Origin of the sequence: Vibrio algivorus, assembly GCF_030161215.1 — a bacterium.
Taxonomy (GTDB): Bacteria; Pseudomonadota; Gammaproteobacteria; order Enterobacterales; family Vibrionaceae; genus Vibrio; species Vibrio algivorus.
Genome location: NZ_BSPV01000003.1, coordinates 224436 through 237707 on the forward strand (window position 1 = coordinate 224436; position 13272 = coordinate 237707).

A 13272-nucleotide genomic window follows, 5' to 3' on the forward strand; every position below is an offset into this window, starting at 1 on the left:
CTAGACTTCAAATTTGCTGAATCCTTTCAGCTTTTATACTGAATCGATTCAGCTTATAATTCAAATAACATAATGATCGGAACTATAGATTTTTGATCCAGTGCACAGAACCGTGAGTGAAAGGGGTTAACCAAATGACACTTGATGAAATAGCCAAACTGGCAGGCGTATCAAAAACCACCGCCAGTTATGTCATTAATGGCAAGGCAACCAAATATCGGATTAGCCAGAAGACTCAGCAAAAAGTGATGGCGATAGTTGAAGAACATCAATATCAGCCGGATCATGCGGCTTCTTCTTTACGTGCAGGGCAAAGCCGCTCATTTGGTCTTGTGATCCCTGATTTAGAAAACAGCAGTTATGCGCGCCTTGCTAAATTATTGGAATTTAACTCTCGTCAGGCGGGTTATCAAATTTTGATTGGCAGTTCTGATGATGACCCTGAAACCGAAAAGTCAGTGGTTAATGCTTTAGTCAGCCGCCGAATCGATGCGTTATTTGTTGCAAGCTCCATTCCTAATGCCAATGAGTTTTATAGTAGTATTCAAAAGCGTGGAATTCCTGTCATTGCACTCGACCGACCATTAGATGATGAATATTTTAGTTGCGTGATCAGTGAAGATTTTGAAGGCGCTTTGAGTTTAACCTCTTCGGTATTATTTGATGATGTTGCCTCGGTGGGATTAATTGGTGCCTTACCAGATTTGAATATATCTAGAGAGCGACAACTCGGATTTGAAGCGGCAATTCGTCAACATAATAAGCCGTTGAAGACTTATGTTGAGTATGGTGCGCTGTTTAATTCTCAAGCGGGTCGATCTGCAATGCAAAAATGGCTAGACCAGGACACTATGCCTGACGCGATAATTACAACGTCATATACTTTGCTTGAAGGTGTGCTTGATGTGTTATTTGAATATCCAGAATTGATGAGTAAAGTTAAAGTTGCCACTTATGGTGATAATCGTTTATTAGATTTTTTACCTATTAAAATCAATTCTTTATCTCAACGTTTTGAAACCATTGCTGATAGCGCGTTAGAGCTTGCTCTTAATGCTTCTGCGAAACGTTATAAGCCTGGAGTAGAGTTGGTGGCGCGTCGACTAAAAGTCCGAAATAAAGTGAGTTAGTTAACTATGTAGACTCTCTTATCCTAGCCTGAGGTTAAGTTAAATGAATTGAGAATTAAATGACGGGATATAACGTCACTTGATCATAAAGTATGAGGGAGCGGCGGAAGCCTTATGCTATTATGCACATGAGTTTATTTTTATTTCTTTTGGAGCACCCCTTTGCAGTTTAAAGATCTTGGTTTAGATAATCGTCTACTAAAAAACCTACAACACTACAATTTTGCACAAGCAACGGATATTCAGCGTCAAGCGATCCCAGTTGCGATTGCAGGTAAAGACTTATTGGCTTCATCCAAGACGGGTTCAGGTAAAACATTAGCCTTTGTTTTGCCTATGCTACATAAAGCGTTAAAAACCAAAGCCCTTTCTGCGAAAGATCCACGTGGTGTGATTTTGGCTCCGACCCGTGAACTCGCGAAACAAGTATTTGGTGAGCTTAAAGCCATGCTTGGTGGGCTTTCTTATACAGGTACTTTGATTGTTGGTGGCGAAAACTTTAACGATCAAGTGAAAGCACTACGTAAATACCCTAAATTTATTGTGGCAACACCTGGCCGTTTAGCCGATCACCTTGAACATCGCTCTTTATATTTAGAAGGTGTTGAAACACTGATTTTAGATGAAGCAGACCGCATGCTAGACCTTGGTTTTGCTCCAGAATTACGTCGTATTCATAATGCGGCTAAACACCGTCGTCGCCAGACATTAATGTTTTCAGCAACACTTGATCACGCTGAAGTCAGCGGCCTATCGAATGAAATGCTCAGCGATCCAAAACGCATCTCAATTGGTTTATCTGCTGAAGAACATAAAGATATCGACCAGTCATTTTATCTTTGTGATCACCTAGATCATAAAGAAGCGATTCTTGACCGACTTCTTGAAGAAGCGGAATACAAGCAAGTGATTATCTTCACTGCAACCCGTAGTGATACCGAGCGTTTGACCATTAAGCTAAATGAGAAGAAGCTTAAAGCAGTGGCGTTAAGTGGTGGGTTAAATCAGACTCAGCGTAATAGCATTATGAGCCAGTTTGAGCGAGCTGTTCATAAGATTCTTGTGACGACCGATATTGCCTCTCGTGGTCTCGATATCGCTAACGTAACGCATGTCATCAACTTTGATATGCCAAAACATACTGAAGAATACGTACACCGTGTTGGTCGTACTGGTCGTGCCGGCAATAAAGGTACTGCGATCTCACTGGTTGGCCCAAAAGATTGGGTGAGCTTTAAGAATGTCGAAACTTACTTACAGCAAGATCTTACCTTTTCTGTGCTTGACGGTTTGAAAGGTAAATTTAAAGGTATTAAGCCACGCAAACCTTTTGTGAAGAAAGGCGCGACGAGTGCGAAGAAAGTGACTAAGAAGTCCAATACCGTCAAGAAGCCAGTGAAACGCGATAAGAGCTTCTATAAGAATGTCGATGTCGGTGAACAAGTCTTCATGATTAAGAAGAAAAAGAAGCCGGTTGTTGATGACGAGTAAGGTTTTTAATTAATCAAATAAAAGAAGGGCTTATCTACTATTTCTAATTAAAAGTAGATAAGCCCTTCTTGTTTAAATGTTATCAACAGACCTTTGGTTATACCGAGATTACTTCGCTTGAATAATCGACTGTAAGAAACGTTGCTTGGTTTCTTTATCAGCTTTCTCATACCAATAGTGCAGCATTTGCTCTTCAGTGGTTTTGTATTGGCTGTTAGCCGGCATTTGTGGTGCTGCTGCCGATGCTTCAACTGTGGCTGTTGTAGCCACTGCTGCGGTTGCTGGTGCGATAGCGGCGACACCACCTGTTTTATTGTAAGCAACGGATTCTTGATCGTAGTTACGGCCAAGTTGAACACCCGGTTTTAACAACTTATCTTGCTTCACTTCAATAGTATTGCCATTTTCATCAACTAATTTCCAATTTGGGTTACGGTCAAAGTCTCGTGCAAGATCGGCATTACGGTATTTGGGAAGGTCAAAATTTAACTCAGTATCTGATGCAGTAAATTTAGTGATAATAGCGTCAGTCGTAACGGTCGTTTGATCGTTGCCTTGTTTGAATACTGGGTTGTAGCGGAAGACGATTTGGTTTTCACCATCCGGTAAAGTGAGCGATTTAGTGCTTGAGAACAAACCACCTTCAATCTCTGCTTCCTGTCCATTGGCGGCTAATACATCGACTTCAGAAGGGATATTAATGACAACATTAGCGAAAGCGGAAGAACTTAAGCCGAGTAGGACACAAAGTGTGATTGGTTTTAAAAGTACACGTTTCAGGGTCATTATTATTTCCTTGTAGATTTAAGTGATTTCACATAAAGCGCGGTAAAATTAAATCTCCATTAACGAAACAAAGGCCCCGTAATCGAGACCTTTTATGCTCAAGTGGTTTCAAAATGCAGAATTCACATGGGTGTATATGATTAAAGAACCACTTATTTTTTTGCGCTTGTGTGCTGTAGTTTATCCGCTTCAGTCAGTTCGCGGATTTTGCGGCTGATTTCACGGCGTTGCTTAGAAATTTCAGCACCTTTGATGATGTGATCATCAACACGATCTTCATAATCTGCTTTCATATTCTTGATGATTTCAACGATTTCTTCGTGTGTCATTCCAGCGTGAATGTAATCAAGTAGATTATCTAGCAAATCAACACGTTTACGGTTGTCACGAATTTTCTTTTCATTATCAAGAATTTCACGTTTAAGTTTATTCTTGCGACGAGCTTGGTTTACGATTTCAAATACGTTAGCCATAGTTTCTTCCTAATTCATGATGATTAATTAACTTTCCAAATTAAACCATATACCTAACAGACAAAACAGAGTTAAGATCAAAAAATATATCCAAGTAACTTCAAGGTGCGAGTTTCAGCAAGAATAAAACAAGCTTTAGGCAAGGCAAATTGGACATGATCATAGTTATTCTATCTCTGTTCAATTTAACGCGGCATAAAGCTTGTTTTAACTTGCCCTTCGGGAGCTTCATTCAAACCTTTATGCCGCGTCAGATTGGTTTGAAAGGTGCCTACATTCCTTCGCCAATCTTTCTTGCCTAAAGGTTTGGATGATAGCTCTGAATTCTGCATCTTGAAGTCACTTGGATATATAAGGATAAGTTTAAAAGCTTAGTCTTACATTGTGATGAATTGAATTTATTGATACACGCTTGATGAAAAATCCATCAATTATGATGTTTTGGTATGCTAAATCTTAGTTGAGTGAAGTGCAGCCTTGATTTATTCACATACAAAACCAATATGTTGATCTAAATATAGATAATCTGATTAAGAATGACAGAGAATAATTCAACAGCAAACAATAAAGAGCCAGCCGTGACTGAATTTTCTGGCAAAAATACTGCGCAGCAGCGGTTTCAGAAAGCCTACTTAAAGTCACGTAAGATGATGCAACGAATAGATTTAGATTTAAATCGAAGTCAAATTGTTGTCGTGGTGGATAATGGCCGCCAGATCTATCGCCCTTATCGCTGGGATCACTGATTTATGGGTCACAAACTCAAGGAATAAACAAGATGAATATAGAACTCACCCCAATTGAAGCCAGAATCATTGGTTGTTTAATTGAAAAAGAAGTGACGACTCCTGATTACTACCCACTAACCTTAAATAGTCTCACTACCGCTTGTAATCAAAAAAGCAACCGTGATCCTGTGATGGCGTTGAGCGAAGCGGAAGTGATGGATGCCGCACAAGCTTTAATTGACCGTCGCTTAATGACAGATGAAAGTGGTTTCAATAGTCGCGTTTCTAAATTTCGTCATCGTTTTTGTAATACGGAATTTGGTTCCTTGAAATTAACAGATCAAGAACGTGGCATCGTATGCTGCATGCTATTACGTGGTGCGCAAACGCCCGGAGAAATACGTACTCGAACCAATCGTCTATGTGAATTTACCGATGTGAAACAAGTTGAAGCGTTATTGGAGAAAATGGCATCGCGCGAAGAAGGTGCTTTAGTGGTGAAATTACCACGTGAACCGGGTAAACGTGAGTCACGTTATCAGCATTTGTTCTGTGGTGAGGTTGATGTTGAATCCTATGAGGCAATCGCGCCAGTAGCGGTATCTTCTAGTCAGAACCAGTATGAAGAACGTATTAGTACTTTAGAACAACAAGTCGCTGAATTAAAAGCGCAAATTGAAGAACTGAAAGCCTTGATTGTTGATTAAGATATGCCAGCTACTTCTTCTCAATTAACAGAAAAACCTTGGTTCGTGTATTTAATTCGTACTCGAACCAAGACGCTCTATTGTGGTATTACCAATGATCTGGAACGTCGGTTTGAGCAGCATCAAGTTGGGAAAGGTGCTAAGTATTTAAGAGGTAAAGGGCCTTTATCATTGGTCTGGTCACAACAAGTGGTAGATAAAAGCGCGGCACTTAAAGAAGAAATTCGCATTAAAAAACTGAGTAAAGCTACCAAAGAAAAGCTGATTGTTTCGTAGGAATTTAAGATTATTCCTACATGCCTGATACAGGTCAATAATCGAACAGAGGCTTCCTTGTACACTTATTCATCGTATCTGCTTAGGAGAGTAAGATTGATGTCGATAATAGGGAAGTTGTTTAATTTTATTGAGTAAGTTGTGTTTCGTTTTTCTTCCCGTTATACCATTATTGGTTCTGCTTTATTCATATTCATGGTATCGATTAACTTTTCATTTGCAGCAACCTATAAAGCTTTTCATGCTCAAGGCCGAGATATTATTAGCTTAAATGGTGCCATTAAATCTGGCGAATCAAAGCGATTTGAAAATTTTATCGCCACTCATGAGAATGTTCAATATATCTTACTTCAATCTCTAGGTGGCTCAGTTAATGAGGCGATTAAAATTGGTAAAATTATTAAGCAGTCGAAACTTAAAACGGCTGTAGAAACCTATTGTTACTCTGCTTGCTTTATCACTTTAATGTCTGGTGAACCACGCTATGTTTATCAAGAAGCCTATGTTGGCGTACACAGACCATATTTTGAAAAAGATAAAATAGTACAAGATACAAAACATAGCTCGACATATTGTAGCTTAGCTCATTATTTTCAATTCTTACTTGGAGATAACAAGCAGTCTCATCAGGTTGTCAGTTTAATTTACAAGACACCGTCCAAAGATATGTACCAGGTTAGCCCATCCGAATCTTTTCTAGACCTTAATTATTATTCCCATTCAGCATTATGATTTAAACCAATGTAGCTGATGGTGTAATGAAACCACGCTGCCGACAATGATGAGTGAAGGGCTGATGGCTTGATTCGCTAATGACTCTAACTCTTTTAGTGTGCCAGTTAAAACACGTTGTTTAGGGGTAGTGCCTCGTTCTACAATTGCACATGGAGTTTCAAGTGATAGTCCATTTGCTATTAAGTTTTGGCGAATCACTGGTGCTTGTTTGAGTCCCATATAAAAGACTAGGGTATGATTATTCTGAGCTAAACTCGCCCATTGAATATCTTGACCTTCTTTCTTTAAATGCCCTGTAATAAACTGCACGCTTTGTGCATGATTGCGATGAGTGAGCGGGATCCCAGCATAAGCACTACAGCCTGATGCAGCAGTAATCCCCGGTACTACTTCAAATTCGACACCATTTTCGACGAGAGTTTCTAATTCTTCACCACCACGACCAAAGATAAATGGATCGCCCCCTTTCAAACGTACTACATGCTTATTTTCCAGAGCTTTGTCGACCAATATTTGGTTGATTTGATCTTGTGGAACACAATGATGATTAAGCTTTTTTCCAACAAATAGTCGTTCAGCATCTGGGGTCACTAGTGCCATGATTTCTTCAGAAACTAACCGGTCATAAACCACTACATCTGCCGATTGAATCAGACGATAAGCTTTCATTGTCAGTAGGTCAGGATCGCCCGGACCTGCGCCAACAAGGGAAACGAATGGCTTTGATGTTGTAGATGATAAAGACATGTAAGGCCTCGGACGTTGTATATACAGTGATGGTAGGGGGGAAAGTTCCTGGTTCCTAGTCCCTAGGTTTAAGGCTAAGGAGAAGTGGTTAGTTTTTCGAAAAATCCTAACCACTTTATTATTCTTAACCTGTGTATTAAGAGGATTGCTTTTTCTAGAAACTAGGGACTAGTAGCCTAGGAACCTAGGAACTGTAACTTACGCTTTTACTTCCTGCAGGTTTTCGATTTCTTCTTGATCAAAAACCGGACGTTCCGCTTTTGGTGTCGAAATCCAGTAACCCAAGCCCATGAATAATGCGCCTGATACGATGTTACCTAAAGACACCCATAATAGGTTGTGGCCAATACCAGCCATCGTTAACGCATCACTATGGTTGCCAAAGTAGGATAGAGCAAAAATTGTCATATTAGCAATTGAGTGCTCAAAACCTGCGCCGATAAATGCTAATAAACACCACCAGATCGCAATAAATTTACTTGTACCTTCAACACGTTGGCACATCCAAATTGCTAGGCATACTAACCAGTTACATAGAATGCCTTTAAAGAAGAGTACACTTGCAGGTGCGCTTGCTTTACCTAATGCAGCTTTGTGTAAAAAGCTTGAAGCATCAGGGAGAATATTGCCACCACCAGCTAGGAAAAATAAATAAGCAACAAAAACAGAGCCGATCAAGTTACCTAACCAAGTTTGTGGCAAAATGCGAGCGTTATCTTTCCAAGAAATTTGGCCTGTTAATGCACCAAATGCCAAAAACATCGTGTGACCAGTAAAAAGTTCTGAGCCTGCAATAATTACTAAGGTTAAAGCAATACCAAAGGTTGCGCCCATGACTAAAGGGCGAATAGCAGGATCAACAAGATTTCCGAAAGTGAAAATTAAAATAATGCCGATACCAACATAAGCGCCTGCCATTGCTGAGCTAATCCAAAAACCTAATGGGTTATTGTCGGCAAGCTTGACGATACGAGCTGCGTTGTTAGAGCACTTTTTAATGGTGTCTGTATACATAATGGTTTCCTACAAAAGTTAAAATTAAAGTTTAAATACTGATAGCGATTCGAATGTGAACGTGAATCGCTATGGGTATGGAAACTTGATTAAAGAGGTTTCTAGGCCCTGGTCCCTAGTTCCTAGGCGGTTGTCGCTGAATAGTTACCGTAATAAATAGACATTTGCGTTTGCTTTAATATGGCTGTCACGGAAAGCTATCTTCCAGGAACCAGGAACCAGGAACCAGGAACCAGGAACCAGGAACCAGGAACCAGGAACCAGGAACCAGGAACCAGGAACCAGGAACCAGGAACCAGGAACCAGGAACCAGGAACTTTTACGCTTTCACCTCAATCTCATTACCTTTCACGCGAATCTCATAGGCTTCTACGCCCATGGTTTCATCTTCAAGGCAACGACCGGTTTCTAGGTTGAAACGCTGTTTTTTCAGTGGGCTAGCAACCCAAAGCTCACCATCGTGTTCACAGATTAAACCGCGAGATAGCACGTTAGATTGAGCGAATGGATCCATGTTATTGATGGCAAATAGTTGCTCATCAAAACGTGGACGGAAGATTGCAACTTGCTTACCGTTGACTAGGGCGCAAACCCCAGTTTTTGGCGTAATGTCGTTGAGCGCACAGACTTTTACCCAACTTGGCTTTTGATTGCTTTTTTGAGTGCTCATTACGCTTCCTCCGTTACTTTTTTATCGTTTAGATCGGTGTGTAGGATGTCACCACGTAAGTGCGGGTGTTTCTCAGTAAATGTCGCTGGACGGTGTTGTTCACGCTCTGGAACAAATACCACGTTTTCATCGCGCGCATCGCTGTTGATGAAGTGCGCGAAGCGAGTTAACTGGCTTTCATCATTAATGGTGTCAGTCCACTCACAGGTGTAGCTGTCGACTAGTGTTTGCACGTCTTTTTCAAGCTGTTCATTGATGCCTAAGGTGTCATCGACAATCACTTTACGTAGGTAGTCAACGCCACCTTCTAGGTTTTCTAACCAGACAGAAGTACGTTGTAATTTATCGGCGGTACGGATGTAGAACATCATAAAACGGTCGACGTATTTAATTAAGGTTTCTTTGTCTAAATCTGAAGCCAGTAGGTCACCGTGACGAGGGTTCATACCTCCGTTACCACACACATACATATTCCAGCCTGCATCGGTTGCTATAATACCTAAATCCTTGCCTTGAGCTTCGGCACATTCACGGGTACAGCCGGATACACCAAACTTCATTTTGTGTGGAGTACGAATGCCCTTGTAGCGGTTTTCTAGGTAAGAGCCTAAGCCAACACTATCTTGTACGCCGAAACGACACCAGGTGCTGCCGACACAGGTTTTTGCCATACGCAGTGCTTTGGCATAGGCTTGACCGGTTTCATAACCAGCCGCAATTAATTTCTTCCAGATTTCAGGTAAATCATCTTTTTGCGCACCAAATAAACCAATACGTTGTGCGCCAGTGATTTTGGTGTAGAGGTTATATTCTGCAGCTACGTCAGCTAATGCAGCAAGTGCTTGTGGTGTGACTTCACCGCCCGCCATACGAGGAATAACAGAATAGGTACCATCTTTTTGCATGTTGCCAAGGAAGTTATCATTGGTATCTTGCAAGCCAACGTGCTGTGGTTTAAGTACGTGGTCGCCCCAGCAAGATGCTAAGATCGAGCCTACCGTTGGTTTACATACTTCACAGCCATAACCGTGGCCGTGTTTTTCCAGCAACTGATCGAATGAACGAATGCCTTCAATGCGGCATAGGTGGAATAGCTCTTGGCGAGAATATTCGAAATGTTCACAGATATGATTTTTAACTTCAATCCCCGCTTTTGCTAGCTCAGCATTAAGTACTTGCGTGATCATTGGCACACAGCCGCCACAACCGGTACCTGCTTTAGTGACCATTTTAATGTCACCGAGCGTAGTATGACCTTCGGCGACCGCTTGAGCGATTTTGCCCTTAGTGACATCAAAACAAGAGCAGATTACTGCAGAGTCTGGCAACGCATCGGCACCCATTGATGGCTTCTCTGCGCCTGCATGAGCAGGAAGAATTAAAGTATCTGGATGCTCAGGTAGATCCATATCATTTAAGTGCAGCTGTAGTAAGTTACCGTAATCTGAGGTATCACCAACTAATACTGCACCGAGAAGCTTTTTGTTGTCTGCCGATACGATTAAACGTTTATATACGTCTTCTTCATCGTTTTGGTAAACAAAGCTTTTGCAGTTTGGGGTACGGCCATTTGCATCACCGATGCTACCTACTTTTACACCAAGTAATTTCAGCTTGGCACTCATATCAGCGCCAGTAAATTGGCTTTCGGTATTGCCTAGTAGATGGTCAACCGCGACTTGCGCCATCTTGTAACCAGGAGCCACAAGACCAAAGAACACACCATTCCAAGATGCACATTCACCAATCGCATAGATGTCTGGATCGGAAGTTTGACAGTTATCATTAATGGCAATACCGCCGCGTGGGCCGATTTCTAATTCTGCTTGGCGAGATAGGCGATCTTGTGGGCGAATACCTGCAGAGAACACGATAAAGTCGACTTCTAAATCAGTGCCATCGGCAAACTTCATGGTGTTACGGGCGCTGTCACCTTGAGGTAAGATCTCTAATGTATTTTTGCTGGTATGAACTTGTACGCCCATACGTTCGATTTTATTGCGTAGTTTTAAGCCGCCTTGTAGATCAAGTTGTTCTGCCATTAATACAGGGGCGAATTCGATCACATGGGTTTCAACGCCGAGTGCTTTTAATGCGCCTGCTGCTTCAAGACCAAGTAAACCACCACCGATTACCGCACCGCTTTTGCTTTTTTTAGCCGTTGCTTCTATCGATTTTAAATCTTCAATGGTACGGTAAACAAAGCAGTCTTTGCTTTCATTACCTTTAATTGGTGGTACGAATGGGTAAGAGCCTGTGGCCATGATCAATTTGTCATATTGAACTTCACGACCAGAACTTGAGTACACAGTTTTGTTTTCACGGCTAATATTAATGGCACGTTCGCCGATTAAGACATTGATACCGTGTTTTTGATAGAACCCTTCTTTTACTAAAGAAAGTTCATCGGCAGTATGATGAGAAAAATAAGAAGATAAGTGAACTCGGTCATAAGCGACACGTGGTTCTTCACAAAAAGCAGTAATGTGGTATTGGTCTAAATCGCCTTTTTCGACAATATCTTCGATAAAGCGGTGGCCAACCATACCGTTACCGATGATGACGAGTTTGATCTTATTCATATATATTTCGCCCATAAAAATAAATTAACTGAGGCTATCATGGCGAAATCGTGACCAAGAATACTGATTCAAATCAATTCTGATCTCAAACTACCCTAAAGTGGTAGTACTAAAGAGTAGTTAAAAATCTAGGGCATAAATTAAGGAGTGATTAAGATGAATGTACATGACTTTAAAGTAAGAGCTGTGTCGGGTGAATTAGTGAGCTTGTCTAAATATCACGGGAAGACATTATTGATTGTTAATATTGCGACCAAGTGTGGTTTAACACCGCAACTAGAAGGTTTGGAAAAGCTACATCAAGCCTATAAAGGTAAAGAATTTGAAGTTCTGGGCTTTCCTTGTAATCAGTTTTTGGAGCAATCGCCAGAAGATGATCAGGGTATTATGGATTTCTGTCAGGTGAACTATGGAGTGAGTTTTACCAACTTTGCCAAAATTGAAGTCAATGGCCCGGATGCCGATCCACTGTTTAAGCACTTAAAAATGCAGCGCCATGATGATAAATCTAATGATGCTTCAGAAGGTTTGCTTGAAAAGTTAACCTCAATTGGCCAAGTATTTGATGATGGGGAACTCAAGTGGAACTTCACTAAATTTCTTGTCGATGGAGAAGGAAAAGTCGTTGAGCGTTATTCGCCAACCTATTTGGCAGAAGAGCTTGCGGAAGATATTGAAAAGTTACTATAAGTAGTCTGAGGGTAGTCCAATAAAAAAGCTTCCAATTGACAGGAAGCTTTTTAGATGCGTTGCTTAATTATTGATTGGTAATGCTATTAATCACGATCAACCGCAAACGGAGACCAAGCTTGACGAGTTGGCATGACTTCTAGTCGGTTGATGTTGATATGATCTGGTAATGTGGCGACATAGAACATTTGCTCAGCAATATCTTCAGCGCTTAGTGGCGTGGTCGTTTTATAAAGATTATCCGATGCTTGTTGATCGCCTTTGGTGCGAACTAAAGTGAATTCTGTTTCTGCCATACCTGGGGCAATATCAGTAACACGAACTCCGGTGCCTAATAAATCACAACGTAAGTTATAGCTAAATTGTTTTACAAAGGCTTTGCTTGCACCGTAAACATGGCTGCCAGGGTATGGCCATTCTCCCGCAATTGAACCAATGTTAATCACACTCGAACCTGCACCTGTTTTAATTAGGGTTGGAAGTAAGGCATGAGTTACATTGACTAAACCAGTAATGTTGGTATCGATCATAGTATGCCAATCTTTGAGATCTACTTTTTCTGCACTTTGTGGCGCGAGTGCAAGACCGGCATTATTAATCAACACTTTGATTTGAGCAAACTCAGCAGGCAGTTCAGTAACGGCAGTTTTAACTGCTTGATCATCACGAACGTCTAATTGGATTATATGCACAGGTACATTGTTTAGCTCTTCTTTCAATTCGATTAAACGTTCCATGCGACGTCCAGACAAAACTAGAGACCAACCATCTTGAGCAAAACGACGTGCTGCCGCTCGGCCAAATCCAGACGTTGCACCCGTGATAAAAGCGATATTTGTCATAAATCGTTCCTTGTTTGAAAGTGGTAAAGAAGGGCGGAGTAGCGAGAGGCTGTCCTATTGTTGTTAATCATACCGAGATACATGAGGTATAACAAAGGAATATACCCAAGTGATTCCATGTAGATGAGTAACCGGTTTTTGAAAGCATAAAAAAATCGCCTGAATAATCGATTATTCAGGCGATTTAACTTTAAGCTGCAACTTTGTTGACTGTAATTCCAATGACTTTGGATATAGCGAACGAATAAAGTGCAGGTTAGTCTATTTGCTTATCTTTAGTAAAAGACAAAATCGCGATGCAAATTGCCGCCACGGCAACAAACCCACCTAGGATAATCGCAGGCATTGCTGCGTAACCTAAGATATGCCAGACAACGTATTCTAGAGTACCCATAAACCTT

Annotated in this window: 15 protein-coding genes; 7 read left to right on the forward strand and 8 right to left on the reverse strand. The window is 41.1% G+C overall.

The features are described 5' to 3' along the window. Positions 1–134: 134 nt before the first annotated feature. Together cra and QQJ93_RS02690 are read left to right on the forward strand one after the other, a co-directional pair. On the forward strand, positions 135–1130 hold the full coding sequence (gene cra / locus QQJ93_RS02685) for a catabolite repressor/activator (RefSeq protein WP_089123963.1): 996 nt from the start codon (positions 135–137) through the stop codon (positions 1128–1130). A gap of 162 nt (positions 1131–1292) precedes the next feature. Further along, positions 1293–2621, forward strand: a complete 1329-nt coding sequence (locus QQJ93_RS02690) for a DEAD/DEAH box helicase (RefSeq protein ID WP_089123964.1) — start codon at positions 1293–1295, stop codon at positions 2619–2621. A gap of 108 nt (positions 2622–2729) precedes the next feature. On the opposite strand, the gene QQJ93_RS02695 is transcribed toward QQJ93_RS02690, so the two are convergent. Further along, positions 2730–3407 carry a DUF2057 family protein gene (locus QQJ93_RS02695; protein WP_089123965.1) on the reverse strand — a complete coding sequence of 226 codons (678 nt, stop codon included), beginning with the start codon at positions 3405–3407 and terminating at the stop codon, positions 2730–2732. A gap of 152 nt (positions 3408–3559) precedes the next feature. Continuing rightward, positions 3560–3880, reverse strand: coding sequence for a DUF496 family protein (locus tag QQJ93_RS02700; RefSeq protein WP_089123966.1), 321 nt, complete (start codon positions 3878–3880; stop codon positions 3560–3562). 578 nt (positions 3881–4458) lie between these two features. On the opposite strand from QQJ93_RS02700, the gene QQJ93_RS02705 reads away from it, so the two are divergent. The 4 genes from QQJ93_RS02705 to QQJ93_RS02720 all read left to right on the forward strand — a co-directional run bounded on the left by QQJ93_RS02705 (position 4459) and on the right by QQJ93_RS02720 (position 6323). After that, positions 4459–4626 carry a hypothetical protein gene (locus QQJ93_RS02705; protein WP_186294830.1) on the forward strand — a complete coding sequence of 56 codons (168 nt, stop codon included), beginning with the start codon at positions 4459–4461 and terminating at the stop codon, positions 4624–4626. Positions 4627–4658: 32 nt separating this feature from the next. Continuing rightward, positions 4659–5315, forward strand: a complete 657-nt coding sequence (locus QQJ93_RS02710; protein ID WP_089123968.1) for a YceH family protein — start codon at positions 4659–4661, stop codon at positions 5313–5315. Between the two features lie 3 nt (positions 5316–5318). Beyond that, on the forward strand, positions 5319–5591 hold the full coding sequence (locus QQJ93_RS02715) for a GIY-YIG nuclease family protein (RefSeq protein ID WP_089123969.1): 273 nt from the start codon (positions 5319–5321) through the stop codon (positions 5589–5591). A gap of 141 nt (positions 5592–5732) precedes the next feature. Continuing rightward, complete coding sequence (locus QQJ93_RS02720) at positions 5733–6323, forward strand: hypothetical protein (RefSeq protein ID WP_089123970.1); 591 nt, start codon at positions 5733–5735, stop codon at positions 6321–6323. On the opposite strand, the gene cobA is transcribed toward QQJ93_RS02720, so the two are convergent. From cobA to nirB, 4 genes are all read right to left on the reverse strand, one after another. Continuing rightward, positions 6318–7073 carry a uroporphyrinogen-III C-methyltransferase gene (cobA, locus tag QQJ93_RS02725; protein ID WP_089123971.1) on the reverse strand — a complete coding sequence of 252 codons (756 nt, stop codon included), beginning with the start codon at positions 7071–7073 and terminating at the stop codon, positions 6318–6320. The two genes, QQJ93_RS02720 and cobA, sit on opposite strands and share 6 nt — an antisense overlap. Positions 7074–7271: 198 nt before the next feature. Beyond that, a complete protein-coding gene (nirC, locus tag QQJ93_RS02730; protein WP_089123972.1) occupies positions 7272–8087 on the reverse strand; it encodes a nitrite transporter NirC in 816 nt (271 codons plus the stop codon). A gap of 319 nt (positions 8088–8406) precedes the next feature. Beyond that, positions 8407–8757, reverse strand: a complete 351-nt coding sequence (gene nirD / locus QQJ93_RS02735) for a nitrite reductase small subunit NirD (RefSeq protein WP_089123973.1) — start codon at positions 8755–8757, stop codon at positions 8407–8409. Further along, on the reverse strand, positions 8757–11339 hold the full coding sequence (nirB, locus tag QQJ93_RS02740; RefSeq protein ID WP_089123974.1) for a nitrite reductase large subunit NirB: 2583 nt from the start codon (positions 11337–11339) through the stop codon (positions 8757–8759). Before nirB ends, nirD begins: the two co-directional genes overlap by 1 nt. Before the next feature lie 156 nt (positions 11340–11495). On the opposite strand from nirB, the gene QQJ93_RS02745 reads away from it, so the two are divergent. After that, a complete protein-coding gene (locus QQJ93_RS02745) occupies positions 11496–12029 on the forward strand; it encodes a glutathione peroxidase (RefSeq protein ID WP_089123975.1) in 534 nt (177 codons plus the stop codon). Positions 12030–12115: 86 nt separating this feature from the next. Here the strand turns inward: QQJ93_RS02745 and QQJ93_RS02750 are convergent, their stop codons facing one another. Both QQJ93_RS02750 and QQJ93_RS02755 read right to left on the reverse strand, forming a co-directional pair. Then, on the reverse strand, positions 12116–12871 hold the full coding sequence (locus QQJ93_RS02750) for an SDR family NAD(P)-dependent oxidoreductase (protein ID WP_089123976.1): 756 nt from the start codon (positions 12869–12871) through the stop codon (positions 12116–12118). A gap of 256 nt (positions 12872–13127) precedes the next feature. After that, positions 13128–13265, reverse strand: coding sequence for a TIGR02808 family protein (locus QQJ93_RS02755; RefSeq protein ID WP_089123977.1), 138 nt, complete (start codon positions 13263–13265; stop codon positions 13128–13130). Positions 13266–13272: the final 7 nt, after the last annotated feature.